The sequence below is a fragment of the Streptomyces sp. NPDC002138 genome (assembly GCF_040296485.1).
Classification (GTDB): Bacteria; Actinomycetota; Actinomycetes; order Streptomycetales; family Streptomycetaceae; genus Streptomyces.
The window spans coordinates 60361-87354 of sequence record NZ_JBEOXE010000002.1; the positions used below are offsets into that span (position 1 = coordinate 60361).

The 26994-nt window shown below is 72.2% G+C and carries 16 protein-coding genes; 8 read left to right on the forward strand and 8 right to left on the reverse strand.

All coding sequences use genetic code 11. From position 1 onward, the window contains the following. Positions 1-50: 50 nt before the first annotated feature. Entirely contained in the window at positions 51-2828 is a 2778-nt protein-coding gene (locus ABT084_RS01405; RefSeq protein ID WP_502968807.1) for a CBM96 family carbohydrate-binding protein, read from the reverse strand. Positions 2829-3077: 249 nt separating this feature from the next. Then, on the reverse strand, positions 3078-4091 hold the full coding sequence (gene gmd / locus ABT084_RS01410; RefSeq protein ID WP_351037595.1) for a GDP-mannose 4,6-dehydratase: 1014 nt from the start codon (positions 4089-4091) through the stop codon (positions 3078-3080). Positions 4092-4380: 289 nt separating this feature from the next. Between gmd and ABT084_RS01415 the strand changes: the two genes are divergently transcribed. Then, positions 4381-5334 (forward strand): GDP-L-fucose synthase family protein, encoded by a 954-nt coding sequence (locus tag ABT084_RS01415; RefSeq protein ID WP_351037596.1) that lies wholly within the window; start codon positions 4381-4383, stop codon positions 5332-5334. A 19-nt stretch (positions 5335-5353) separates the two neighbouring features. Here the strand turns inward: ABT084_RS01415 and ABT084_RS01420 are convergent, their stop codons facing one another. After that, the gene (locus ABT084_RS01420) at positions 5354-6829 is read right to left on the reverse strand and encodes an exopolysaccharide biosynthesis polyprenyl glycosylphosphotransferase (protein WP_351037597.1); all 1476 of its coding nucleotides are present in this window, start codon (positions 6827-6829) and stop codon (positions 5354-5356) included. Positions 6830-7232: 403 nt separating this feature from the next. On the opposite strand from ABT084_RS01420, the gene ABT084_RS01425 reads away from it, so the two are divergent. Beyond that, the gene (locus tag ABT084_RS01425; protein ID WP_351037598.1) at positions 7233-9500 is read left to right on the forward strand and encodes a M4 family metallopeptidase; all 2268 of its coding nucleotides are present in this window, start codon (positions 7233-7235) and stop codon (positions 9498-9500) included. Between the two features lie 264 nt (positions 9501-9764). Then, positions 9765-11264, forward strand: coding sequence for a nitronate monooxygenase (locus ABT084_RS01430; protein WP_351037599.1), 1500 nt, complete (start codon positions 9765-9767; stop codon positions 11262-11264). A 118-nt stretch (positions 11265-11382) separates the two neighbouring features. On the opposite strand, the gene ABT084_RS01435 is transcribed toward ABT084_RS01430, so the two are convergent. Together ABT084_RS01435 and ABT084_RS01440 are read right to left on the reverse strand one after the other, a co-directional pair. Beyond that, complete coding sequence (locus ABT084_RS01435; protein ID WP_351037600.1) at positions 11383-12423, reverse strand: hypothetical protein; 1041 nt, start codon at positions 12421-12423, stop codon at positions 11383-11385. A 148-nt stretch (positions 12424-12571) separates the two neighbouring features. Then, positions 12572-14128, reverse strand: coding sequence for a DHA2 family efflux MFS transporter permease subunit (locus tag ABT084_RS01440; RefSeq protein ID WP_351037601.1), 1557 nt, complete (start codon positions 14126-14128; stop codon positions 12572-12574). Between the two features lie 172 nt (positions 14129-14300). On the opposite strand from ABT084_RS01440, the gene ABT084_RS01445 reads away from it, so the two are divergent. Further along, positions 14301-15314, forward strand: a complete 1014-nt coding sequence (locus ABT084_RS01445) for an Lrp/AsnC family transcriptional regulator (protein WP_351037602.1) — start codon at positions 14301-14303, stop codon at positions 15312-15314. 56 nt (positions 15315-15370) lie between these two features. Here ABT084_RS01445 and glgP read toward each other — a convergent pair whose 3' ends face one another. Next, positions 15371-18019 carry an alpha-glucan family phosphorylase gene (gene glgP, locus ABT084_RS01450; RefSeq protein ID WP_351037603.1) on the reverse strand — a complete coding sequence of 883 codons (2649 nt, stop codon included), beginning with the start codon at positions 18017-18019 and terminating at the stop codon, positions 15371-15373. 537 nt (positions 18020-18556) lie between these two features. On the opposite strand from glgP, the gene ABT084_RS01455 reads away from it, so the two are divergent. The 4 genes from ABT084_RS01455 to glgB all read left to right on the forward strand — a co-directional run bounded on the left by ABT084_RS01455 (position 18557) and on the right by glgB (position 26190). Next, positions 18557-20548 (forward strand): alpha-1,4-glucan--maltose-1-phosphate maltosyltransferase, encoded by a 1992-nt coding sequence (locus tag ABT084_RS01455; RefSeq protein WP_351037604.1) that lies wholly within the window; start codon positions 18557-18559, stop codon positions 20546-20548. Further along, on the forward strand, positions 20545-22260 hold the full coding sequence (gene treS, locus ABT084_RS01460) for a maltose alpha-D-glucosyltransferase (RefSeq protein ID WP_351037605.1): 1716 nt from the start codon (positions 20545-20547) through the stop codon (positions 22258-22260). The genes ABT084_RS01455 and treS overlap by 4 nt, the downstream gene beginning before the upstream one ends. A gap of 160 nt (positions 22261-22420) precedes the next feature. Continuing rightward, complete coding sequence (locus tag ABT084_RS01465) at positions 22421-23905, forward strand: maltokinase N-terminal cap-like domain-containing protein (RefSeq protein ID WP_351037606.1); 1485 nt, start codon at positions 22421-22423, stop codon at positions 23903-23905. After that, the gene (glgB, locus tag ABT084_RS01470) at positions 23902-26190 is read left to right on the forward strand and encodes a 1,4-alpha-glucan branching enzyme (protein WP_351037607.1); all 2289 of its coding nucleotides are present in this window, start codon (positions 23902-23904) and stop codon (positions 26188-26190) included. Before ABT084_RS01465 ends, glgB begins: the two co-directional genes overlap by 4 nt. Here glgB and ABT084_RS01475 read toward each other — a convergent pair. Both ABT084_RS01475 and ABT084_RS01480 read right to left on the reverse strand, forming a co-directional pair. Next, positions 26180-26539: a thioredoxin family protein gene (locus ABT084_RS01475; protein ID WP_351037608.1), complete on the reverse strand. Its 360-nt coding sequence runs from the start codon at positions 26537-26539 to the stop codon at positions 26180-26182. The two genes, glgB and ABT084_RS01475, sit on opposite strands and share 11 nt — an antisense overlap. 38 nt (positions 26540-26577) lie before the next feature. Next, positions 26578-26976: a MerR family transcriptional regulator gene (locus ABT084_RS01480; protein ID WP_351037609.1), complete on the reverse strand. Its 399-nt coding sequence runs from the start codon at positions 26974-26976 to the stop codon at positions 26578-26580. Between the last annotated feature and the right edge of the window lie 18 nt (positions 26977-26994).

Sequence of the window (26994 nt, forward strand, 5' to 3'; positions counted from 1 at the left end):
CGGGGCCCGGCGCTGCGCCGGACCCCGTACCCCCGTTCATCCGGCCGTGGTTACTTCGGGCCGAAGGTGAGCACGAGCTGTGGAACGGCGTCCGCGGCGGTCGACTCGCTGGACCAGATCCAGAGCGGGTCGGTGCCCGTGCTGGTCAGGGCCATGCTGTAGCTGCCGCCCAGCACCGCGGAGACCGCGGTGGTGTCCAGCTCGACGTTCTGGACGGCGGAGCCGTCCGGGACGCCGGCGAGGGTGCCGAGCGGGGTGGTGCCCAGGGTGGGCTTGGTGTTGAACGTCGTGCCCGCACCGCTCCAGGTACCGGTGACCGGCACCACGCTGACGGTGTCGGCCGTACCGGCGCCCGCCTGGGTGCTGGTCTTGACCTGGAGGGACGCGGCCTTCAGCACCTGACCGGCCGGGGCGGCCGGGAGGGTGAAGCGCAGGTACGACTCGTACGCCGAGGTGCCGCGCACCGCCAGCGAGGCGGACGCGCCGTAGGCGGTGCTGGGGGCGCCCTGGTTGACGTAGGTGTCCTCGTTCGCGGAGACCTTGGACACCGTGTCCGTGGGCGCCTTCGCCAGGTCGAAGTGGTTCTTGACCTGGGCCTGGGTGAGGACCTTCGGGTAGACGGCCGTCTCGTCGATCTGGCCCGCGAAGAAGTTGCTCGTCGGCCGGGTCGGCCAGCTGGAGAGGTTGTCGCCGCCGACGTGCCAGTACCCGTTGTACGGCGTGAAGTTGGTGACGTTCAGCGTGCCCTTGCTCTGACCGTCGACGTATAGCGCCATGCCGGCGGGACCCTGGGTGCCGACCACGTGGTGCCACTTGTTGTCGTTGAAGGTGTCGAACAGACCGGTGGAGATGGTCCGGGCGGAGCCGTTGTACGTGCCGAAGACGAGCCGACCGTTGTTGGTCATGTAGATCTGCTTGTCGGTCGAGCCGCTGGCGCGGTCGGTGTTGTTGCCGAAGCCGATCAGCTTGCCACCACGGGTGGTGTTGGTCTTGAACCAGGTCTCGATCGTGTAGGAGCTGCCCACCGACTGGCGGTGGTCGCTGTACACCTGCTGGCTCGTGCCGTTGAAGCCCATCGCGGTGCTGGTGCCGGACACCGCGCCGGGGCTCTGGCGCAGGGCCGGGGCGTTCAGCTGGATGCCGCTGGTGTTGCCGCCGTCCGAGGAGTCGGCGACGTACGGGCCGACCGTGTCGTCGAAGCGCCAGTAGAGGTTGGCGCCGTCCGCGCGGACCTGGTTCGGGTAGGCCTGGACGGAGGTCGGGACCGTCACCGAGACGTTCGCCGACAGGGCGCTGGTGTTGCCCGCCCCGTCGGTCGCGGTCACGCGGTAGGTGTAGGACTGGCCGGCCTTGACCGTGGTGTCGACCCAGGCGGCCTGGGGGCGCTCCCACTCGACGGAGTCCGCGACCACCGAGGCGATCGGGTTGGCGGAGCCGTTGCGGTAGATGCGGTAGGTCAGCTTGCTGTCGTCCTGGTCGTAGCTGGTGCGCCAGCGGACCTGGACCTCGCCGGGCTTGACGCTCGCGGCGCTGGCCACCGGGGTGGTCGGCGCGCCGACGTCACCGGTGGAGGCGAAACGGGTCAGGCCCTGCTGCGGGTTGCCGTTGATGAGCGTGAACTCGCCGCCGACCCACATGTACTTGACGTCGTTCTTCTCCGCCACCGCCATGACGCGCGGGCCGATGCCCTCACCGATGCCGTCGTTGGCGGTGGGGTGCCATCCGAGCTTGCGCGGGCTGTTCACGAAGCCGTCCACGGGCGCCGGAGCGGGGCCGGTGTGGCTGGTCGGCTCGGCCAGCAGGAAGTTGCGCTTGCCGTCGGGCCACTCGTTCTCCAGCGAGCAGTCGTGCGCGTGCGAGGAGCTGTAGAGGACTCCGTCGTACGGCAGGACGAACTGGGTGGCGCCGAGGCAGCGGTCGCGCCACCGCTCGCCGAAGTCGCTGAGGTTGAGGGCGATGCGGCCGTCGAAGACGCCGCCGCCGGAACCCTCGTTGGCGGTGTAGAAGCCGGTCGCGTCGGTGCCGATCGTCTTGACCACCGAGTTGCTCGGGATGTTGGCGTACTGCTTGACCACCGCGCCGGAGGTCGCGTCGACCACGGCCAGCGCGTGGGTCTGGGCGCCGTTGATGTCGAAGAAGTCACCGCCCAGCAGGACGTTCTTGCCGTCCGGGGTGACCGCGACCGCGCGGCCCACCTCGTCGGCGTTGGCGACGAAGGGCTTGAGGGCACCGGAGGTCGCGTCGACCGCGGCGAACCGCCCGCGGGTCTGGCCCTCGACGGTGCCGAAGTCGCCGCCCGCGTACAGGGTGTCGTCGGTGACGGCGAGCGCGCGCACGGTGGCGGGGAAGCTCGGGTGGAACGTCGCCTTGGGCGTGCAGGTCGCGATGTCGATCGCGGCGAGGCTGGCGACCGGGGTGCCGTTCACGGCGCCGAAGTAGCCGCCCGCGTACAGGGTCTTGCCGTCCTTGGAGACGACCAGCGCGCGCACGGTGGCGGTGCCGTCCCCGACGGTGAAGCTGAGCTTGCAGTCGGTCGGGTTGCCCGTCGCGGCGTCCAGCGCGACGAAGTTGACCGCTTCCTGCTCGGAGCCGCCGGCGCCGTCGGGCGGGCGGACGGCCGAGAAGGTGCCGCCGGCGAAGACGGTGCCGTTCGTCTGAGCCATGGCGAAGACGACGCCGTTCGGCTGCCAGGTGGGCAGTTCGTCGGCGGTGAAGGCCACGGGCGGGGTGATGGCGGAGGCCTGGGGCATGAGCACCAGACCTATTCCGGCGCCGGCACCGACCAGTGACAGGGCGAGGGCAGCAGTCAGCCCTCTGGATCTACGCATGAGCCCCCCAGGGCAATAGCCCGGTTTCAATTGGCTGGAACTATCCGAACAGCCATATGTACTGGCGCAGACTAGGGCTCGCGCGAGGGCCCGGTCACCTCCCTTGACCCATTGCATACCAACTTGGAATCAACAGGGTTCAGGCGAGAGGGTGCGATGCGGACATACGGCAGGTATGCCCCGGTCAGGCCCTGGAGGCCGGACCGGGACACGGCAAACTTTATGTGAGGCGCGCGTCGCCGGGACGGCTCAGCGGTCGATGCGGACGGTGGCGCCCGCGAGTTGGTCCTCGACCTGGCGTATGTCGGCGTCCACCATGATCCGGGCCAGTTCCTGGACCAGCACCGTCGGCTTCCAGCCGAGCCGTTCGTGTGCCTTGCTCGCATCGCCGATGAGGGCGTCGACCTCGCTGGGGCGCTCGTACTTGGGGTCGTAGCGGACGTGCTCGTTCCAGTCGAGGCCCGCGTGCGTGAAGGAGGCCTCGACGAACTCGCGGACGGTGGCGGCGACTCCGGTCGCCACGACGTAGTCGGTCGCCTCGTCCTGCTGGAGCATCCGCCACATCGCGTCGACGTACTCGGGCGCGTAGCCCCAGTCGCGTACGGCGTCCAGGTTGCCCAGGTACAGGTGTTCCTGGAGGCCCGACTTGATCCGGGCCACCGCGCGGGTGATCTTGCGCGTCACGAAGGTCTCGCCGCGGCGCGGGGACTCGTGGTTGAAGAGGATGCCGTTCACCGCGAACATGCCGTAGGCCTCGCGGTAGTTCACGGTGGTCCAGTACGCGAAGACCTTGGCGGCGCCGTACGGGCTGCGCGGGTGGAACGGGGTCGCCTCGTTCTGCGGCGGCGGAGTGGCGCCGAACATCTCCGAGGAGGACGCCTGGTAGATCCGGGTGTCCACGCCGCTGGCACGGATGGCCTCCAGCAGGCGCAGCGCGCCGAGGCCGGTCACGTCGCCGGTGTAGAGCGGGGCGTCGAAGGAGACCCGGACGTGCGACTGGGCGCCCAGGTTGTAGACCTCGTCGGGCCGTATGTCACGCAGCAGGTTCACGAGCGCGACGCCGTCCGAGAGGTCGGCGTGGTGCAGGACGAAGGACCGGTTGGCGGTCTGCGGGTCCTGGTAGACGTGGTCGATGCGCTCGGTGTTGAAGCTGGACGACCGCCGCACGAGGCCGTGCACCGTGTAGCCCTTGGAGAGCAGAAGCTCGGCGAGGTACGAGCCGTCCTGCCCGGTGACTCCGGTGATCAGTGCGGTCTTGCCCATGTGGTCCCCTGGTGGTTCGTTGCGGTCTGGTGCTGGCGAGCGGCCCGCGCCACGGCGGCGGGGCGTGCTCCGGTGTTCGGTCCGGGCGTTCGGCCCGGGGGTGTCACGGTGGGCCGGTGTACGCGCGCCCGGGGCCGCCCGGGGGCTGGACGCGTACCGTACACGGCGCATCCGGAGCGGTTCGCTCCGCGCTGCGCCGGTGGCCGGCGGCCCGTCCGGGAACGGTGGATCCGGCCGGGCCCGGCACCTGGCCCGCGCCGCGCGGCCGCGGGCTGGCATCATCGCCGGTATGACAAGCTCGCTGCCGCTCCTGCCCCCGCACGCCCGCGTCTTCGTCGCCGGCCACCGCGGCCTCGTCGGGTCCGCGGTCGCCCGGCGGCTCACCGCCGACGGCCACGAGGTGCTCACCCGGGGCCGCGCGGAACTCGACCTGCGCGACGCCGCCGCGACCGCCGCGTACCTGAAGGACGTCCGCCCGGACGCCGTCGTCCTGGCGGCCGCCAAGGTCGGCGGGATCATGGCCAACAGCACTTACCCGGTGCAGTTCCTGGAGGACAACCTCAAGATCCAGCTGAGCGTGATCGCCGGCGCGCACGACGCCGGGGTCGCCAGGCTGCTGTTCCTCGGGTCGTCCTGCATCTACCCGAAGCTGGCCCCGCAGCCGATCAGCGAGGACGCGCTGCTGACCGGTCCGCTGGAGCCGACCAACGAGGCGTACGCACTGGCCAAGATCGCGGGCATCGTCCAGGTGCAGTCGTACCGCAAGCAGTACGGGGCCTCGTACATCTCGGCCATGCCGACGAACCTCTACGGTCCCGGCGACAACTTCGACCTGGAGTCCTCGCACGTCCTGCCCGCCCTCATCCGGCGCTTCCACGAGGCGGCGGCCGCGGGCAAGGACGAGGTCGCGCTGTGGGGTTCGGGCACGCCGCGCCGGGAGTTCCTGCACGTGGACGATCTCGCGGCCGCCTGCGCCGTGCTGCTGGACTCCTACGACGGGGACGAGCCGGTCAACATCGGCTGCGGCGAGGACCTCACCATCAAGGCACTGGCCGAGACGGTCGCCGAGGTGACCGGCTTCCGGGGCCGGCTCGCCTGGGACACGTCCAAGCCGGACGGGACCCCGCGCAAGCTGCTGGACGTGACCCGGCTGACGTCGCTGGGCTGGAAGCCGGGCATCGGCCTGCGCGAGGGCATCACGTCCACCTACCGGTGGTGGCTGGACTCCCAGGGCGGGAACTGAGCACATACGCAGGGGCCCCTCAGTACGCTCCGCGACCGTCGACGACGGCGCGGAACGTACGGGCCACGACGTCGACATCGCTGGTGAAGGACCAGTTGTCGACGTACTGCAGATCGAGCTGAATCGTTTCGTCCCAGGACAGGTCGGACCGTCCGCTGATCTGCCACAGTCCGGTCATCCCGGGGCGCACGGTGAGCCGGCGCAGCTCGACCTCGTCGTACCGCGCCACCTCTTCCGGCAGCGGCGGGCGCGGGCCGACCAGCGACATGTCGCCCGTCAGCACGTTGAGCAGCTGGGGGAGTTCGTCGAGCGAGGTGCGGCGCAGCAGCCGCCCGACCCGGGTCACCCGGGGGTCGCGCCGCATCTTGAACATCAGGCCGTCGTGTTCGTTGACCCCGGTGAGCTCCGCCTTGAGCGCGTCGGCGTCGGCCACCATCGTGCGGAACTTCCACATCACGAAGGGGACGCCGTCGCGGCCGATCCGGCGCTGGCTGTAGAAGGCCGGGCCGCGCGAGCCGAGACGGATCGCCAGGACGAGGCCGAGGAAGAGCGGGGACAGCAGGAGCAGCCCGAGCCCCGCCCCGGCCCGGTCCAGTACGGACTTCAGTACGGGCTGCACGCCCCGGCTGACCGGGGGCGCGATCCGCAGCACCGCGAGGCCGCCCGCGGTCAGCGTCTCCAGCCGCTTGGCGGATATCTCCACGAGTCCGGGGAACACGGCCAGTTCGAGACCGGCGTCGTGCAGGGCCCAGGCCACCCGGCGCAGCCGCTCCCCCGCCATCCGCGCGCCGGGCGCGACGAGGACCAGGTCCGCGTGGTGGGCGCGGACCGCGCCGAGCACGGCGGCGGCGTCGCCGCCGGGCGCGGCCGGCATGCCCGCCTCCAGGCGGGCCGCGACCGGGACGCCGCCGTCGAGCGAGCCGGGGCCGACCGGTACGACGCCGACGACCACGTACGGATGGTCGGTGCGCGCGGCCAGGTGGGCGATGACGTCCTCGACGGTGCCGGGTTCCCCGATCATCAGCACGCGGCTGACGGCCTGGGCCTCCCGGCGGGCGCCCGAGAGGTGACGGTAGGTCAGTTTGTGGCAGGCGACGGTCACGAGCAGGGCGGGCAGCAGGGCGCCGAGGGCCGCCATCCGGGGGGTGCTCTCGTCCGTCACCACGCGGGCCACGGCCAGGACGCCGATCAGAATCAGCCAGTCGTGCACGACGGGCAGGACACCCCGCGATTCTCCCAGCAGCCGGGAGGCATAACGGCGGCGCAGCGCTTGCACGCCGACCCAGGCGAGGGCGGCGGCGAGTCCGCAGTAGACGGGGCGGGCCTGTTCAGCGGCCTCGAAGACCAGGGTGACGGGCACGGCCGCGCCGACGAGGTCCGCGGTCAGCGCCGCGGGCAGGTACCAACGGGCTTTGTCACCGAGCCGTCGCTCGGGCGCAGCTGTCCCCTGAGCCGATCCGGCCACTCTTTGCGCAGGAAAATGGACATGCCTCATGGGCCCCCCTGGCACGTGGACTATGACGGTGGCGATGGCCCGCGGCTTCCCCTGGCAGCGGACACGTGTCGCACCGGGAAACAGTACGACAAACACCCGTACGGTAAATGCTGTTTGCGTGAACGAGGCGTCTCGTTGTCCGTTCGTTAGCCAGCGGTATCCCGAGTTCCGAATTGCCGCCCCCCACCCCCCGTGCGTGGGCGAACCGGCGGGTGAACGTCCGGGTGAACAGTTCGTATAGCGGACGCGTCTCTTCGGACAACGAACCGTTTCTGGCCAACCTTTTGACGCGCCCCTGACATCCCACGCGGTTGATGGCACTCTTCGATCCGTTCTGCGCACCAGCTGTTCTGCCCGGCGGCCCACCCAGCTGTCCGGAACCCCCTTGCAGAAGGAGTCTGCGTTGAGTCCCACCCCCCACCGGCGTGCCACCGCGGCCGGCGCTCTCGTTGCGGCAGCTGCACTCCTGGCCGTCGGCATCCAGACCGGTACCGCTTCCGCCGACGCCACCGCGTCGCAGGCCCGCACCGCCGCTCAGCCCAACCCGGGCGCGGCCGCTTACAACCTGTCGGCTTCGGAGCGTGCGACGCTCCTGGCAGAGGCCAACTCCACCACCGCGCAGGCTGCCAAGGCCCTCGGCCTCGGCAACCAGGAGAAGCTGATCGTCCGTGACGTCGTCAAGGACGTCGACGGCACCACGCACACCACCTACGAGCGCACCTACGGCGGCCTGCCGGTGCTGGGCGGCGACCTGACCGTCCACGCCAAGGGCGGCGTCACCAAGAGCGTCACCAAGGCCACCAACGCCGAGATCAAGGTCGACACGACCGCGGCGGTCACCCCGGACGCCGCCGACAAGACGGCCTTCTCGGCCGCTTCCTCGGCGGGCGGCAAGGACGTCAAGGCCGCCAAGGGCGCCAAGAAGGTCGTCTGGGCCGCCGACGGCGTCCCGGTCCTCGCCTACGAGACCGTGGTCGGTGGTGTCCAGCGCGACGGGACCCCGAGCGAGCTGCACGTGATCACCGACGCCAAGACCGGCGCCAAGATCACCGAGTGGCAGAAGATCGAGTCCGGCATCGGCAACACCATGTACAGCGGCCAGGTCACCCTGGGCACCTCGCAGTCGGGCAGCAACTACACGCTGACCGACGCGGGCCGCGGCGGCCACAAGACGTACGACCTCAACGGCGGCTCGTCGGGCACCGGCACCCTCTTCACCAACACCACCGACACCTGGGGCAACGGCCTCGCCTCCAACCGCGCGACCGCCGGTGCGGACGCGGCCTACGGCGCCCAGCTGACGTGGGACTACTACAAGAACGTGCACGGCCGCAACGGCCTGCGCAACGACGGCGTGGCCCCGTACAGCCGGGTCCACTACGGCAACGCCTACGTCAACGCGTTCTGGGACGACTCCTGCTTCTGCATGACGTACGGCGACGGCACCAGCAACACGCACCCGCTGACCTCGATCGACGTCGCCGCGCACGAGATGACGCACGGCCTCACCTCGGTCACCGGCAACATGACCTACAGCGGTGAGCCCGGCGGTCTGAACGAGGCGACCTCCGACATCATGTCGGCGGCCGTCGAGTTCAACGCCAACAACGCCAACGACGTCGGTGACTACCTCGTCGGCGAGAAGATCGACATCAACGGCGACGGCACCCCGCTGCGCTACATGGACAAGCCGAGCAAGGACGGCGGGTCCAAGGACTCGTGGTACTCCGGCCTCGGCGGCCTCGACGTGCACTACTCGTCGGGCCCGGCCAACCACGTCTTCTACCTGATGTCCGAGGGCTCCGGCGCCAAGGTCATCAACGGGGTCAGCTACAACTCCCCCACCTCGGACAACCTCCCGGTCACCGCGATAGGCCGCGACGCCGCCGCGAAGATCTGGTTCCGCGCCCTGACGGTCGGCTACTTCAAGTCGAACACCAACTACGCGGCCGCCCGTACGGCGACCCTGCAGGCGGCGGCCGACCTGTACGGCGCCAACTCGGTCACGTACAACAACGTGGCCAACGCCTGGGCCGGCATCGCCGTCGGATCGCGCCCCGCCCCCAGCGGTGTCTCGGTCACCCCGATCGCCAACCAGAACACCCAGATCAACACCGCGGTGAACCTGCAGGTCCAGGCCACCAGCACCAACCCGGGCGCGCTGAGCTACGCGGCGACCGGCCTCCCGGCCGGCCTGTCGATCAACGCCTCGAACGGTCTGATCTCGGGTACGGCCACCACCGCGGGCACGTCCAACGTGACCGTCACCGTGACCGACTCCGCCTCGAAGACGGGTACGGCGTCCTTCACCTGGACCGTCGGCACCACGGAGCAGAACGTCTTCGAGAACACGGCCGACTACACGATCAACGACAACTCGACGGTCGAGTCGCCGATCACCGTGACCCGCTCGGGCAACGCCCCGAGCACCCTCAAGGTCGACGTGAACATCGTCCACACCTACGTCGGTGACCTCAAGGTCGACCTGGTCGCCCCCGACGGCAGCGTGTACAACCTGCGCAACCGCACCGGCGGCAGCGCGGACAACATCGTCCAGTCCTTCACCGTGAACGCCTCCTCCGAGGTCGCCAACGGTGTCTGGAAGCTGCGGGTCGCCGACCTCGCGGCGCAGGACGTCGGCTACATCAACAGCTGGAAGCTCACCTTCTGACCCCCGCCAGGGGCCACTGAGCACCAACTGACCTGACACGGGGCCGCCCGGGGAGCACACCTCCCCGGGCGGCCCTGTCCGTTGCGCGGCTCCGTCCGTTGTGCGGCTCCGTCCGCCACGGCCGTACGTCCGTACGCGCCCGGGACCTGTTCCCCGCGGGTACGGGACCTTCGGCGCCGGTCGGCCGTCCCCGGCCGGTTCACACTGAACGGGAGCGGACCTACGGAACCGTAGGTCCGGCACCCCGCACCGGGACGGACGCACATGCCCGCGACAGCACAGCAGCCCCTCGCCGACACCCCCGCGAGCACCGGGGCCGACGACCACCCCTGGCTGATCCAGGGCGGCATGGGCGTCGGGGTCTCCGGCTGGCGCCTGGCTCGCGCGGTGGCCGTCACCGGACAGCTGGGCGTCGTCTCCGGCACGGCCCTCGACGTGGTGCTCGCACGCGTCCTGCAGACCGGCGACCCCGGCGGCCACGCGCGCCGCGCGCTCGCCGCCTTCCCGCGGCCCCAGCTGGCCCGGACCGTCCTCGAGCGCTATTTCCGCGCGGAGGGCGTCGACGGGGACGCGGCCGGCACGCCGATGCGCGCCACCCCGCGGCTGCGCGCCACCGGTGGCGGCCAGGCCGAGATCCTCACCGTGCTCGGCAACTTCGTCGAGGTGTGGCTCGCCAAGGAGGGCCACGACGGCCCGGTGGGCGTCAACTACCTGGAGAAGATCCAGCCGGCGACCGCGCCCGCGATGTTCGGCGCGATCCTGGCGGGGGCCGACTACGTCTGCGTCGGCGCCGGGGTGCCCGGTCACGTCCCCGCGCTCGCGACCCGCCTCGCCCGCTGCGAACCCGTCGTCTCCCGGATCCGGGTCGAGGGCGACGAGGAACCGCTGGACCTGCCCTTCGACCCGGCGGCCCTGCTCGCCGGGCACCTGCCGGGCCCGCTGCGCCGCCCCGGGGTCCTGGCGATCGTCTCGCTGCCGGTGCTGGCGGCCTACCTCGCCCGCGATGCGGCCACCCGGCCCGACGGGTTCGTCATCGAGACCAGTCCGGCCGGCGGCCACAGCGCCCCGCCGCGCGGTCCGATGACCCTGGACGCCTCCGGCGAGCCGGTCTACGGTCCGCGCGACCACCCGGACCTCGCCAAGATGGCCGCGCTGGGGCTGCCGTTCTGGCTGGCGGGCGGTCAGGCCTCCCCCGAGGCCCTCGCGGCCGCGCGGGCCCAGGGCGCGGCCGGGGTCCAGATCGGCAGCGCCTTCGCGCTGTGCGAGGAGTCCGGCATGGCCCGCCACCTGCGCGAGCAGGTGCTGGAGCGGGCCCGCGCCGGGACGCTGGCGGTGCGCAACGACCCGGATGCCTCGCCCACGTCCTTCCCCTTCAAGGTGGCGGAGCTGGCCGGCACGGTCTCCGACCCCGAGGTCGCGGCCGCCCGGCGCCGGGTCTGCGACCTGGGGTTCCTGCGGACGCCGGCGCGCGGCCCGCGCGGTGTGGTGTACCGGTGCGCCGCCGAGCCGGTGGCGGCGTACGTCCGCAAGGGCGGTGCCGCGGCGGACACCGCGGGGAAGCAGTGCCTGTGCAACGGGCTGCTGGCCACGATCGGCCTGGCGCAGCGCCGCCCGGGCGGCCGGGTCGAACCCCCGCTGGTGACCCTCGGCAAGGACCTCTCGTTCCTGCCGCGGGTGTCCCCGGACGCCTCCCCCTATACGGCGGCGGACGTGGTGGCCTGGCTGGCCCCCGGGGCGCGGCGCGACGGTCCGCGGTCCGCGTAGGTCCCGGCCCGGGAGCGACCACCGGGTTCGAGGCCCGGCCCTGCTCGGAGCCCGCACGTGAAGGGCCCGGCACCCCTGGAAGCCTCCTGGGGTGCCGGGCCCTTCACGGGGTGGTGGGTCAGCGGAAGTGGCCGCCCAGGAAGTCGTGGTCGAAGAAGCCGAGGCCGTCGTTGCGGATGACCGAGTCGTCCGCCTCGTCGCCCTCGTGCGGGCGCATCCGGTCGACGCCGTGCCGCTGAGGTGCCTGCCGCGCCGGCCGCGCCTTGCGGCCCTGGTCCTCATCGCGACCCTGGCCCTGCTCGGGAGCCTGGCCCTGCTCCGGGGCCTGGCCCTGCTCGGGAGCCCGGTTCTCGTCCGGGGCCTGGTTCTCGTCCGGGGCCTGACCCAGGTCCGGGCGCTGGTTCTGGTCCGGGCGCTGGTTCTCGTCCGGAGCCTGCCCCATGTCGGGGGCCTGGTTCTCGTCCGGCGCCTGACCCAGGTCCGGGCGCTGGTTCTCGTCCGGGCGCTGGTTCTGGTCCGGGCGCTGGTTCTCGTCGGGGCGCTGGTTCTCGTCGGGAGCCTGACCCATGTCAGGGGCCTGGTTCTCGTCCGGCGCCTGACCCAGGTCCGGACGCTGGTTCTCGTCCGGCGCCTGACCCAGGTCCGGGGCCGCCTGGTCCGGGCCGTCGTCGTCCATGCGGCTCTGCTCGTCGCGGGCGCCCTGCTCGTGGCGGCCGTCGACGTCGCCGTCGCGGCGCGCCCGGCCGTGGCGGTCGCCGTCGTCGTCGTGGCGCCAGTGGTGACCGTGGTCGTCGTCATCGTCGTCGAACGGCTTGAAGAAGACCGAACGGACGTGCACGCCACCCACAGAGTCCCCCGGGTTGAGGGTCCGCACGGCCCGGTCGCCGCAGTCCCGGTCCTCGAACAGCAGCGCCAGCGACCGCGTGTCGTTCGCGACGCGGGTGGCGGCCTCGTCCCAGTCGGTGCCGCTCAGCCGGTAGCAGGTGTCGTTCTCCGGCGGATTGATCTCCCTCCAGCCGTCGCCGTCGATCCGGTAGCGCAGCTCACCGAGCGAGCGGTGGTGGCCGTCGTCGTCGTTGGCGAACGACTGGCCCGCCGCCGGAATGACGAGGGCCAGGGCGCCGACGAAAGCGGCGGCAGCGGTGGTGCGAAGACGCATGGGGTGTCCGTTTCTCGGGTTCCTCGGATACCGGGTCCGGTGGGCATCCGCGGGCAGCGTAGGAGCGGACGGAACTGCTGAAACGATTCGCCATGCGCAGCGCGTTCGAAGGTTCACCCGACAGGACCGGACGTTGGACCGGACGCGCTCAGGGGCGTACGGGCGTCCGCTCCCCGGTCGCCTGAGCACCCACCGCCGCCGTGGCCGCCGGGCCCGCGGCCGGAGCCGGGGTCGGCGCGGTGCCGCGTACCAGCGCGAACACCACCACCGCGCCCACCAGGCCCATCGCCCCCGACACCAGGAACGTCTCCCGCAGCCCGCTCGCGAAGGCGGCGTCCACCAGGCCGTCCAGCGCCTCGCGCGCCCCGCCCGCCGGGGCCGCGCCGAGCAGCTGCCCCGCCCCGCCCGAGGCCAGCGCGTCGGCCATCTCGCGCGCACCCGGCGTACCGCCCAGCCCGGAGACCAGGCCGGCGTGGAAGACCGCGCCCAGGACCGCGATGCCGAGGGCCGTGCCCAGCTGGCGCGCGGTGTTCAGCGCGCCGCCCGCCATGCCCGCCCGGGCCGGGGCCACCGCGGACATCGCGGTGGCGGCCAGCGCCGGGAACGCCGTGCCCACCCCCACACCGGTCAGGGCCAGCCCCGGGAGCAGCGCGGACCAGCCGTCGCCGGCATCCAGCATCAGGCTCTGGAGCAGCGCGCCCGCGCCGACCAGCAGCAGCCCGCCGCCGATGGTGAGCCGGGGGGACAGTCCGTGCAGCAGCCGCCCGGCCGCCGCGGAGACCAGGAAGGCGGCCAGGCTGAGCGGCACCAGCACCAGACCGGCGCCGACCGGGCTCATGCCCTCGGCCGACTGGAGCCACAGGGAGACGTACATCAGGTAGCAGAAGGCCCCGCCGGAGAGCAGCAGCCCGGCGGTCATGACCGCGACGAAGGAGGGGCTCCGGAACAGCGAGAGGTCGAGCATCGGGTGGGCCGTGCGCAGTTCGACCACGATGAACGCCGCGAAGGAGAGGACGGCGAGCGCGAAGAGGCCGAGGGTGGTGGCGGAGGTCCAGCCGTTCTCACCGACCCGGATCAGGGCGTAGGTCACGGCGGCGGCGCCGAGCGTGAAGGTGGCCATGCCGGGCAGGTCCATGCCCTTGGCGTGCGGGTTGCGGGACTCGGCGACCGCCTTGAGGGTGACGAAGACGGCGAGCGCGCAGACCGGCAGGTTGATGTAGAAGATCCAGCGCCAGCCGAAGTGCTCGGTGAGCAGGCCGCCGATGATCGGTCCGGCCGCGGCGGCGGCGCCGTTGACCGCGCCCCACACGCCGAAGGCGATCCCGCGGTCGCGGCCCTGGTAAGCGGCGCTGAGCAGGGCCATGGTGGTGGCGAACATCGCCGCACCGCCGATGCCCTGGACGGCGCGGAAGGCGATGAGGGTGCCCGGGCCGTCGGCCAGGCCGCAAGCCAGCGAGGCCGCGGCGAAGAGGACGAGACCGCCGAGGTAGACGCGGCGGCGGCCGATCCGGTCGGCGAGCGAGCCCGCGCCGAGGAGCAGCGCGGCCAGCGCCAGGGCGTAGATGTCCATCACCCACTGGAGCCCGGTGAATCCGCTGTGCATGTCGGTGGCCATGTCGGGGAGGGCGACGGTCACGATCGTGACGTCGACCAGCAGCATGAACGCGCCGAGGCAGACCGCGGTCAACGGCAGCCACTTACGCATGGGGGTACTCCTAGGGCAGGTCTGGATCCGGGGCCGCGCGGGGCGGGTTTCCGGCGCCCGGGGCTCGGGCGCCCGGTGACCTCAAGGTCGCAGGCCGTACCCCTCCTCCCCCACCCAGTGGCTCCTCCGCGGCGGATTTCCCGCATGGGGGGCCTCTGGGATGATGGAAACCATGAACTTGGGGGAAACGGACTCACTCGACCACGCGCTGATCCAGGCGCTGATGATCGACGGCCGGGCCTCCTTCAGTCATCTCGCCGAGGTGCTGGAGGTCTCCGACCAGACGGTGGTGCGGCGCTACCGCAGGATGCGCACCACCGGGCTGATCCGCGTGGTCGCGCTGCCGCTGGGCCGCCGGGTGGGGCTGTTCGAGTCCTGGCTCCGGGTGCAGTGCGCCCCGGACGCGGCGCTCGCGGTGGCCGGGGCGCTGGCCCGGCGGCCCGACATCGCCTGGGTGAAGCTCGGCTCGGGCGGGACCGAGATCCACTGCATGACCAAGGCCCGGACCCGGCGGGAGCGCGACGGGCTGCTGCTGGACAAGCTGCCGAGCACCCGACGGGTCACCGGGGTCACCGCCCACACCCTCCTGCGGACGTTCATGGGCGGGCCCGAGGCCTGGCTCGGGATGGCGGCGCTGCGCGAGGACCAGATCGAGGCCATGGTCCGCCCCACCGCCGCGGCCGTACCCGGGCAGCCGCCGGAGCTGTACGCCCTGGACGAGGCCGAGCTGGCCATGCTGGCGGTCCTCGGCCAGGACGGCCGGGCGGGGTATCCGGAGCTGGCCCGCGCCTGCGGGCTGTCCGAGTCCACGGCCCGCCGCCGCCTGGACCGGATGCGGGACCTCGGCGCGGTCTACTTCGACGTGGAGACCGTACCCTCCATGTTCGGGTACGAGACCGAGGCGACCTTGATGATCACGGTCCCGCCCGCCCGGCTCGCGGAAGTGGGGGCCGCGCTCGGCCGCCACCCGGAGGTGCCGTTCGCGGCGGCGGTCACCGGGGCCGCGAACCTGCTCGCGGTGGTGGTGTGCCGGGACACCGACTCGCTCTACACCTACCTGACCGAGCGGATCGGCGCGGTGGACGGGGTGCAGCAGGTCGAGGTGATCCCCACCCTGCGCCACATCAAGCGGGCCGGGATGCTGGTGGAGGACGGGCGGCTGGTGGACCCGCCGACCGCCCCCTGACCGCACGCCGACCGCCCCCTGACCGCGCGCGCCGGTGTCCCGGCGCGCGCGGTGACTCAGCGCAGCACCATCCCGCCGCCCGGGTGCGCCGTCGGGTCCACCGGGCCCGCGACCAGGCCCAGTTCGGCCGGGGTGGCCAGCAGCGGGTGGGCGGGCAGGATCCGTACGGTGTAGCCGAAGGGGCCCGTACGGTCCAGGGCGAGCGGGCCCTCGTACAGCCAGCGGCCGTCCAGGTCCGGTCCCGCGGCGGGCTTGAGCGGGAAGGTCCGCGCCTCGCCGATGACGTCCTGCGCGTCCACCCGCCCCGCGACGGCCTGTACCTCGACCTCGTCGGGGCCGAGCGTGTCCAGGGCGACCTGGACGCGCAGGGTGAGCGTCGACCCCAGTTCCGCGGTGCCTCCCACGGCTCCCCCGGGACCGGCGGCCAGGGCCTCCACGTGCAGCGCCCCGACCCGCGGCCAGGCCGCGCGCACCCGCCCCTTCCAGGTGGCGAGTTCCCACGCCGCCTCGGAGGTGAGGGAGCGGTGGGCGAGCGCGGCCGGGGTGTACAGCCGCTCCACGTACTCGCGCACCATGCGTCCCGCGAGCACCTTGGGCCCCAGCGAGACGAGGGTGCGCCGGACCATCTCGATCCACCGCACGGGCAGCGCGGTGCGCCCGGAACGGTCGTAGAAGCGGGGCGCGACCCGGTTCTCGATCAGGTCGTAGAGGGCGTTCGCCTCGACGTCGTCCCGCCGGTCCTCGTCGGTCCCGTAGCCGTCGGCGGTGGGGATGGCCCAGCCGAAGTCCGGCTCGAACCACTCGTCCCACCAGCCGTCCAGGACCGAGAGGTTGAGGCAGCCGTTCAGCGCGGCCTTCATGCCGCTGGTCCCGCAGGCCTCCAGCGGGCGCAGCGGGTTGTTCAGCCACACGTCGCAGCCGGGGTAGAGCTTCTGCGCCATGGCCATGCCGTAGTCGGGCAGGAACACGATGCGGTGGCGCACCCGCGGATCGTCGGCGAAGCGCACCAGTTCCTGGACGAGCCGCTTGCCGCCGTCGTCGGCGGGGTGCGCCTTGCCCGCGACGACGATCTGTACGGGGCGGTCCGGGTCCAGCAGCAGCCTGCGCAGCCGGTCCGGGTCGCGCAGCATCAGCGTGAGCCGCTTGTAGGAGGGCACCCGGCGCGCGAACCCGATGGTGAGCACGTCGGGGTCGAGTACGGAGTCCACCCAGCCCAGTTCGGCGTCCCCGGCCCCGCGCTGGCGCCACGAGGCGCGCAGCCGGTCGCGGACCTCCTGGACGAGCTGTTCGCGCAGCACCCGGCGCAGGTCCCAGACGTCCTGGTCGGCGATGTCGGCGACCGCGTCCCAGCGCTGCGAGCCACCGACGGACAGCGCGTCCTCGGTGCGCCCGGCGCCGATCTGGCGGGCGCCGAGCCGCACCACCTCGGGGGCCACCCAGGTCGGAGCGTGCACGCCGTTGGTGACGGAGACGATGGGAACGTCGGCGGGGTCGAATCCCGGCCAGAGCCCGGCGAACATGCCGCGGCTGACGGCGCCGTGCAGGGTGGACACGCCGTTGGCGCGCTGGGCGAGGCGCAGGCCCATGACGGCCATGTTGAACACGCCGGGATCACCGCCCGGGTAGCTCTCGGCACCCAGTTCGAGGATCCGGTCGACGGGTACGCCGATCAGCTCGCCGCCGTCGGCGAAGTGGCGGGCGACCAGCCCCCGCTCGAAGCGGTCGATGCCCGCGGGGACCGGGGTGTGGGTGGTGAACACCGTGCCGGCCCGGACCGCCTCGACGGCCGCGTCGAAGGCCAGGCCCACGCCCTCCAGTTCCCTTATGCGTTCGAGCCCGAGGAAACCGGCGTGCCCCTCGTTGGTGTGGAACACCTCGGGGTCGGGATGGCCGGTGAGCGCGCAGTACGTCCGCACGGCCCGGACCCCGCCGATGCCGAGCAGCATCTCCTGGAGCAGCCGGTGCTCGCTGCCGCCGCCGTAGAGGCGGTCGGTCACCTCGCGCGCGGCGGCGTCGTTGTCCTCGACGTCGGAGTCGAGCAGCAGCAGCGGCACCCGGCCGACGCGCACCTGCCAGATGTGCGCGTGCAGGGAGCGGCCGCCGGGCAGCGAGAGGGTGACGCGGGCGGGGGTGTCGTCGGGGCCGCGCAGCAGGGAGACGGGCAGCTCGTTGGGGTCGAGGACCGGGTAGTGCTCCTGCTGCCAGCCGTCGCGGGAGAGGGACTGGCGGAAGTACCCGTGCCGGTAGAGCAGGCCGACGCCGATGAGCGGGACGCCGAGGTCGCTGGCGGCCTTGAGGTGGTCCCCGGCGAGGATCCCGAGCCCGCCGGAGTACTGCGGCAGTGCGGCGGTGATGCCGAACTCGGGCGAGAAATAGGCGATGGCGGCGGGCAGCTCGGCGCTGTTCTCCTGCCCCTGGTACCACCGGTCGCCGTGGACGTAGTCATCGAGGTCGGCGCAGGCGCCGTGGAGCCGCCGCAGGAACCTGCGGTCCCGCGCCAGTTCCTCCAGCCGGGCGGCGGGCACCGCCCCCAGCAGCCGGACGGGATCGCCGCCGGCGGCGGACCAGCCCTCGGGGTCGACGGATTGGAAGAGTTCCCGGGTCTCCCCGTGCCACGACCAGCGCAGGTTGCGCGCGAGATCGGCGAGCGGCAGCAGGGGTTCCGGCAGGACAGGGCGCACGGTGAATCGACGGATAGCCTTCACGTGTCCACCTTCGCAGGGGGTTACGCCTCGGAGCGGCCGCACCACGCTGTGCACCCGCGCATCACCCCGGGAAGGCTAGCGGCGGCGCCGCCGCACGGCCATCCCGCCTCCGCACGGCCATCCCGCCTCCGCCCCGCCTCCGCCCCGCCTCGGTCGCGGCGCCGGACGGCCCCGAGCGGGCGGCAAGCTCCGCGCGCGGACGGCGAGCTGACGGGGGCTCGGGCGTCAGCTTCGGTCCGCCGGACCATGCGCTCGTCCCTACGTACGAGTAGTTAACCCAGCGCGCGGATTGGGCGGCCTCTGAGTGGGCAGGGCTCCCCGGGTACAGCGCTCGCCGGCGCTCGTACAGCGCACGGCACACCCCCCGCCCCACCTCCCGCCACCCGAGTGAACGCGGACAGGAGCGGCCATGCCCGCAGGCCAGCCGTCCACTGAGCGGCTAGAAACAGACCGAACAGAGCGTGCACAACCAGCCGGAGCGTCATCGGCTGGACCGTTGTCACCGAGCCCTGCGAACTGCCCCCAGGTGATCCCATCATGATCGGTCGCATTCCCGTGCTGGACGTCCGCCCCGCCGTCGACTGCGGCGCCAGACCCGCCAAGGCGGTCGTGGACGAGGTCTTCGAAGTCTCCGCCACCGTGTTCCGCGAGGGACACGACGCGCTCGCGGCCCACGTGGTGCTGCGAGATCCGAACGGGCGCGCGCGCCCGCCCGTGCCGTTGTCCGAGCTGGCGCCCGGCACCGACCGGTGGGGCGCGCGGGTGTCCGCCGACTCCGAGGGGAGGTGGACGTACGTCGTCGAGGCGTGGAGCGATCCGGTGGCGACCTGGCGCGCGCACGCGGCGATCAAGGTCCCGGCCGGGATCGACACCGGTCTGATGCTGCTGGAGGGCGCCGAGCTGTACGAGCGGGTCGCCGCCAAGATCCCGAAGCGGGACGGGCGCGAGGCGGTGCTGGCCGCCGCCGACGCCCTGCGCGACGAGGACCGGCCGGCCGGGGTGCGGCTGGCCGCGGCCCTGGCGCCCGAGGTCGACGCCGCGCTCGCCCGCAAGCCGTTCCGGGAGCTGGTGACCGCCTCGAAGCCGCTGGCCGTGCTCGTGGAGCGCAAGCGGGCCCTCTTCGGTGCCTGGTACGAGCTGTTCCCGCGCTCCGAGGGCGCGGTGCTGGAGCCCGGCGAGGCCCCGGTCAGCGGTACGTTCACGACCGCCGCCGAGCGGCTCCCGGCCGTCGCCGCCATGGGCTTCGACGTGGTGTACCTGCCGCCGATCCACCCGATCGGGAGCACGTACCGCAAGGGCCCCAACAACACACTCTCCGCCGGGAGTTGGGATCCGGGTGTGCCGTGGGCCATCGGCTCGACCGAGGGCGGGCACGACGCCGTCCACCCCGAGCTGGGCACGATCGAGGACTTCGACCGCTTCGTCGCGCGGGCCCGCGAGCTGCGCCTGGAGATCGCGCTCGACTTCGCCCTCCAGTGCTCGCCGGACCACCCGTGGGTGGAGAAGCACCCGGAGTGGTTCCGCCACCGCGCGGACGGGACCGTCGCGTACGCCGAGAATCCGCCGAAGAAGTACCAGGACATCTATCCCGTCCACTTCGACACCGACATGAGCGGAATCGTCGAGGAGACCCTGCGCATCCTGCGGTACTGGATGGACCACGGAGTGCGCATCTTCCGCGTCGACAATCCACACACCAAGCCGGTGGTCTTCTGGGAAAAGGTGATCGCGGACATCAACAAGAGCGATCCCGACGTGATCTTCCTGGCCGAGGCCTTCACCCGGCCCGCCATGATGCGCGCGCTCGCCTCGATCGGTTTCCAGCAGTCCTACACGTATTTCACCTGGCGCAACACGAAGCGGGAACTCACCGAATACGTCACCGAGCTGGCGGGCGATTCGGCGGCCTGCATGCGGCCCAATTTCTTCGTCAACACGCCGGACATCCTGCACGAGTACCTCCAGACCGGCGGCCGCCCCGCCTTCGAGATCAGGGCCGTGCTGGCCGCGACCCTCTCTCCCACCTGGGGCGTCTACGCCGGTTACGAGCTGTGCGAGAACACCCCGGTGAAGGAGGGCAGCGAGGAGTACCTCGATTCCGAGAAGTACGAGCTGCGCCCCCGCGACTGGGCCGCCGCGGAACGCGAGGGCCGCACCATCGCCCCGCTGATCACCTCGCTGAACCGGATGCGCCGCCGCAATCCGGCGCTCCAGCAGCTGCGCGACATCCATTTCCACTCGACCGACAACGAGCAGGTGATCGCCTATTCGAAGCACAGCGGAGCGCACTGCGTACTGGTGGTCGTCAACCTCGATCCGCACCACACCCAGGAGGCGACGGTCTCGTTGGACATGCCGGTACTCGGCCTCGACTGGCACGGGTCCCTCGCGGTGCGCGACGAGCTCACCGGCGAGACCTATCACTGGGGCAGGGCGAACTACGTGCGCCTGGAACCGGGCCGCACCCCCGCGCACGTGCTTGCCGCTCTGCGACCGTCCCCGCTCACCGGAGGGTCACCCACCTCATGATGATCAACGATCCCGTCCACGACCTGTTCGAGGACACCCCCGCGAAGGACCGCGACCCCGACTGGTTCAAGCGGGCGGTGTTCTACGAGGTCCTCGTCCGCTCCTTCCACGACAGCGACGGCGACGGCGTGGGCGACCTCAAGGGGCTCACCGCCAAGCTGGACTACCTCCAGTGGCTCGGCGTCGACTGCCTCTGGCTGCCGCCGTTCTTCGCCTCGCCACTGCGCGACGGCGGCTACGACGTCTCCGACTACACCTCAGTACTGCCGGAGTTCGGCGACCTCGCCGACTTCGTGGAATTCGTCGACGCGGCCCATCAGCGCGGCATGCGCGTGATCATCGACTTCGTCATGAACCACACGAGCGACCAGCACGAGTGGTTCCAGCAGTCGCGCAAGGACCCCGACGGCCCGTACGGCGACTACTACATGTGGGCCGACAACGACAAGCAGTACCAGGACGCCCGCATCATCTTCGTCGACACGGAGTCCTCGAACTGGACCTACGACCCGGTGCGCAAGCAGTACTTCTGGCACCGGTTCTTCTCCCACCAGCCGGACCTCAACTACGAGAACCCGGCCGTCGTGGAGGAGATCGTCTCGGCCCTGCGCTTCTGGCTCGACCTCGGCATCGACGGGTTCCGGCTCGACGCGGTCCCCTACCTCTACGCCGAGGAGGGCACCAACTGCGAGAACCTCCCGCGCACCCACACCCTGCTCAAGCGGGTCCGGGCGGAGATCGACGCGCACTACCCGGACACCGTGCTGCTCGCCGAGGCCAACCAGTGGCCCGAGGACGTCGTCGACTACTTCGGCGACTACGGCAAGGGCGGGGACGAATGCCACATGGCGTTCCACTTCCCCGTCATGCCCCGCATCTTCATGGCGGTGCGCAGGGAGTCGCGCTACCCGGTCTCCGAAATCCTCGCCAAGACGCCGCAGATCCCGGCCGGCTGCCAGTGGGGCATCTTCCTGCGCAACCACGACGAGCTGACCCTCGAAATGGTCACCGACGAAGAGCGCGACTACATGTACGCCGAGTACGCCAAGGACCCGCGGATGCGGGCCAACATCGGCATCCGGCGCCGCCTGGCCCCGCTGCTCGACAACGACCGGCACCAGATCGAGCTGTTCACCGCCCTGCTGCTGTCCCTGCCCGGTTCGCCGATCCTGTACTACGGCGACGAGATCGGCATGGGCGACAACATCTGGCTGGGCGACCGGGACGGTGTGCGCACGCCCATGCAGTGGACCCCGGACCGCAACGCCGGTTTCTCCTCGTGCGATCCGGGCAGGCTCAACCTGCCCGTCATCATGGACCCGGTCTACGGGTACCAGGTCACCAACGTCGAGGCCGCGATGTCCTCGCCCTCCTCGCTGTTGCACTGGACCCGGCGGCTGATCGAGATCCGCAAGGCGAACCCCGCCTTCGGCCTCGGCTCGTACACCGAACTGCCCTCGTCCAACCCCGCGGTGCTGGCGTTCCTCCGCGAGGCGCCCTCCACCGAGGGCGAAGCCGACGACCTGGTGCTGTGCGTGCACAACTTCTCGCGCTTCGCGCAGCCGACGGAGCTGGACCTGCGGTCGTTCAACGGGCGGGTACCGGTGGAACTCACCGGTGACGTCCGGTTCCCGCCGATCGGCGAGTGGCCGTACCTGCTCACCCTGGCGGGGCACGGTTTCTACTGGTTCAGGCTGCGGGCGGAGCAGTAACGACACCTCACCAAGTGCTCGTCCGTGGGCGGCGAATGGGTCAATCGCCGCCCTGTACGGACCATCCTGACCCGACACACGCACACACCACCGGCCAGCAACTGCCACGATCCGGGACACTCTGCGCAACTGTGACGGCCCGGGGAAAGGACGCGATGCCATGTCGGAGGCTGCATCCACCCGGAGCCAGACCGGCCGGACGGGCCGCCTGGCGGCCGACCGCACGGGAGCGGCGGACCGGCTCGGGGCGCTCGAACCACTCCTGCGCGCCTGGCTGCCACGGCAGCGCTGGTTCGCGGGCAAGGGGCGCGCGATCAGCGTCCTGCGTTGGGTCTCGGCCGCCGAACTGCTCCCGCCCGGCTCCTCGCCGGGGCTGCTGCACCTGCTGCTCGACGTCGACGGCGACTGCTACCAGCTGCTGCTCGGGATCCGCCCCGAGCTGCCGCCCGCGCTCGCGCCCGCGCTGATCGGCCGCGCCGAGGCGGGCCCGTACGCCGGTCAGGTCATCTACGAGGGGCTGGGCGACCCGCGGCTCGCGGCCCTGCTGCTGGAACGGCTGCGCGCCCCCGGCACGCTCGGCCCGCTGCGCTTCGACCGCGATCCGGCGGCGCTGATCCCGGCCGCGCTGGCCGCCCGGCCGCTGTCCGGGGAGCAGACCAACTCCTCGCTGATCTACGGGGACGCCTACATCCTCAAGGTCTTCCGGCGGGTCGGCCCCGGGGTCAATCCCGACCTGGAGCTGCCCCGCGCCCTGGCCGCCGCCGGGTGCGCCCGGGTCCCGGCGCCGGTCGCCTGGTACGAGGCCGAGCTGACCGGGTCCGAGCCGCTGACCCTGGGCGTCCTGCAGCCGTACCTGCGGGGCTCCGACGACGGCTGGCAGCTCGCGCTGCGCCGGCTGGGCGCGGGCGCCGACTTCACCGCCGAGGCGCACGCCCTGGGCCGGGCCACCGCCGAGGTGCACAGCGCGCTCGCCGACGCCCTGCCGACCGTCGCGCTGGGCCCCGAACAGACGGCCCGGCTCGCCGCCGGGATGACCGCGCGGCTGGCCGCCACCGCACGAGAGGTGACGTCACTGCGGCCGTACGAGGCGGGTCTGCGGGGCGCCTTCGACGCGCTGGCCTCCTCGCGCGGCGCCGGGGTGCCCGCCCAGCGCATCCACGGCGACCTGCACCTGGGCCAGACCCTGCGCACCCTCGACGGCAGTTGGTCGTTGATCGACTTCGAAGGGGAACCGGCCCGCCCGCTGGCCGACCGGCGCCGCCCGGAACCGGCGGTCCGGGACATCGCCGGGATACTGCGTTCCTTCGACTACGCGGCCCGCTCGCACCGGCCGTTCGCCCCCGCCTGGGCGGACGCCTGCCGGGCCGCCTTCTGCGAGGGGTACGCCCGGACCACCGGCCGCGATCCGCGCGAGGACCCGGTCCTGCTGCGCGCCTACGAGACCGACAAGGCGGTGTACGAGGCCCGTTACGAGTCCCGGCACCGCCCCGACTGGCTGCACGTCCCGATGGCCGCCGTCCGGCGGCTGTCGGAGCGCGAGCGTCCGGCCCACCGGCTGCCGCTCCCGCCGCCCGTCACCGACTCCCTCCCGCACTCCCCCACACCCCACCCCCGCGAGCAGCCCCCTAGGAGGCCGCACACGTGAGCGCCGCCCGACAGCCGTCGCCGACGTCCCGCCCGACCACCGCCGCCGCCCCCGCCGAGACGGCGAAGAAACCGCGCGCGCCCCGGGCCCGGCGGACCGCCCCGCCGCACGGTGTCCGGCCCGCGCCGGCCCTGGGCGCGGACGAACGGGCCCGGCTGCTGGAGGGCCGCCACCACGATCCGCACGCGGTGCTGGGGGCGCGGACCCACCGGGGCGGGGTGGCGTTCCGGGCGCTGCGCCCGTACGCCAAGGCGGTCACCATCGTCGCCAAGGGGCTGCGGGCCGAACTCCACGACGACGGCGACGGATTCTTCTCCGGGCTGCTGCCGCTGACCGGGGTGCCCGACTACCGGCTGCTGGTGGCGTACGACAGCGACGAGGTGGAGGTGCACGACCCCTACCGCTTCCTGCCCGCGCTCGGCGAGCTGGACCTGCACCTGATCGGCGAGGGCCGGCACGAGGAGCTGTGGACGGCGCTCGGCGCGGAGCCGATGGAGCACCAGGGCGTGGCGGGGACCCGGTTCACGCTCTGGGCGCCGAACGCCCAGGGGGTCCGGGTCACCGGTGACTTCTCGTACTGGGACGCGGTGGCGTACCCGATGCGCTCGCTGGGGTCGACCGGGGTGTGGGAGCTGTTCCTGCCCGGTGTCGGCGAGGGCGCGCTGTACAAGTACGACGTCACGCGCCCCGACGGCAGTCACACGCTGCGCGCCGACCCGATGGCGCGCCGGGCCGAGGTGCCGCCCGCGAACGCGTCGATCGTGACGGCCTCGCACTACACCTGGCGGGACACCGACTGGATGGCGACGCGGGGCCTGCGGCCCGCGCACCAGGCGCCGCTGTCGGTGTACGAGCTGCACCTGGCCTCCTGGCGGCCCGGGCTGAGCTACGCGCAGCTGGCGGAGCAGCTCCCGGCGTACGTGAAGGAGCTGGGTTTCACCCACGTCGAGCTGATGCCGGTCGCCGAGCACCCCTTCGGCGGTTCCTGGGGCTACCAGGTCACCGGCTTCTACGCGCCCACCTCGCGGATGGGCACGCCCGACGAGTTCCGCGGCCTGGTCGACGCCCTGCACCGGGCCGGGATCGGGGTGATCGTCGACTGGGTGCCCGCGCACTTCCCGCGCGACGAGTGGGCGCTCGCCGAATTCGACGGGCGGCCGCTGTACGAGCACCACGACCCGCAGCGGGCCGCGCACCCGGACTGGGGGACGCTGGAGTTCGACTACGGGCGCAAGGAGGTCCGCAACTTCCTCGTGGCGAACGCCGTGTACTGGTGCCAGGAGTTCCACATCGACGGGCTGCGCGTGGACGCGGTGGCCTCGATGCTCTACCTGGACTACTCGCGCGGCGAGGGCGAGTGGACGCCGAACGAGCACGGCGGCCGGGAGAACCTGGACGCGGTGGCGCTGCTCCAGGAGATGAACGCGACGGTCTACCGGCGCTGCCCGGGCGTGGTCACGATCGCCGAGGAGTCCACGGCCTGGGAAGGCGTGACCCGGCCGACGGACAGCGGCGGGCTGGGCTTCGGGCTGAAGTGGAACATGGGCTGGATGCACGACACGCTGCGCTACGTCGCGCACGAGCCGGTGCACCGCAAGTACCACCACCACGACATGACCTTCGGGATGATCTACGCCTACAGCGAGAACTACGTGCTGCCGATCTCGCACGACGAGGTGGTGCACGGCAAGCGGTCGCTGGTGGGGAAGATGCCCGGCGACTGGTGGCAGCAGCGGGCCTGCCACCGGGCGTACCTGGGCTTCATGTGGGCCCATCCCGGCAAGCAGCTCCTGTTCATGGGGCAGGAGTTCGCGCAGGGCGCCGAGTGGTCGGAGGCGCACGGGCCGGACTGGTGGCTGCTGGACTCCTCCTACTCCGCGGCCGCCGACCACCTCGGGGTGCGCGCCCTGGTGGGCGAGCTGAACCGGACCTACATGGCGGCGCCGGCGCTCTGGGAGCGGGACACCGTGCCGGAGGGGTTCGCCTGGGTGGAGGCGGACGCGGCGGAGGACAACGTCTTCGCGTTCCTGCGCTTCGCGGTGGACGGTTCGCAGCTGCTGTGCGTCTCGAACTTCTCGCCGGTGGTGCGGCACGGCTACCGGATCGGCGTGCCGGAGGAGGTGCCCGAGTGGCGGGAGGTGCTGAACACGGACGCGGAGCGGTTCGGCGGCAGCGGGGTGCGGCACCTGCGGCCGCTGCGGCCGGAGCCGGTGCCCGCGCAGGGGCGGGCGGCGAGCCTGCGGATGACGCTGCCGCCGCTGTCGACGGTGTGGCTCAGGCCGTGACCTGAGGGGCCGGTGCCAGGTGCTCCTCCAGGTCCTGGAGGAGCCGGCGCTTGGCCCGGGCGCCGATGATCGTCTTGACGGGCTCGCCGTCGCGCAGGACGAGCAGGGTGGGCATGGACAGCACCCCGTACCGGACCATGGTCTCGGGGTTGCTGTCCGCGTCGATCTGCACCACCTTCAGGCGGTGCGCCTCCTCGGCGGCGACGGCGGACAGCACCGGCGCGAGCTGGCGGCAGGGCCCGCACCAGTCGGCGGTGAATTCGACCAGCACGGGGCGCCCGCGCTCGGCGAGCACCTCCTTCTCGAAGGTCGCGTCGGTGACCTCGTCCACTCCGTGGGCACGCAGCATCTCTTCTCCCCTGTTTCCTGTTTCGTCGGTGGTGCGGGTCAGTCTCTTGCCGTGGTCTCGCAGCGCGGGGTGGCCGCCTCTCCGGCGGTCTCCTCGGCGGTCGCCAGCTGCCGGGCGACCTGGTCGCGCACGTCGGCCAGCTTGCCGATCAGGCCGTCCAGCTCGGCGAGCTTGCGGCGGTAGACGGCGAGCGAGGCGGGGCAGGCGTCCCCCGCCGGGTGGCCGGCGCGCAGGCAGTCCACGAAGGGGCGGGTCTCCTCCAGCTCGAAGCCGAAGTCCTGGAGCACCCGGATCTCGCGCAGCAGCCGCAGGTCCTCCTCGTCGTACGAGCGGTAGCCGTTGCCGGTGCGCCGGGCGGGCAGCAGCCCCCGGTCCTCGTAGTAGCGCAGGGTCCGGGTGGTGGTGCCGGCCCGCTCCGCCAGTTCGCCGATTCGCATGGGGCCGACCGTAGTCCT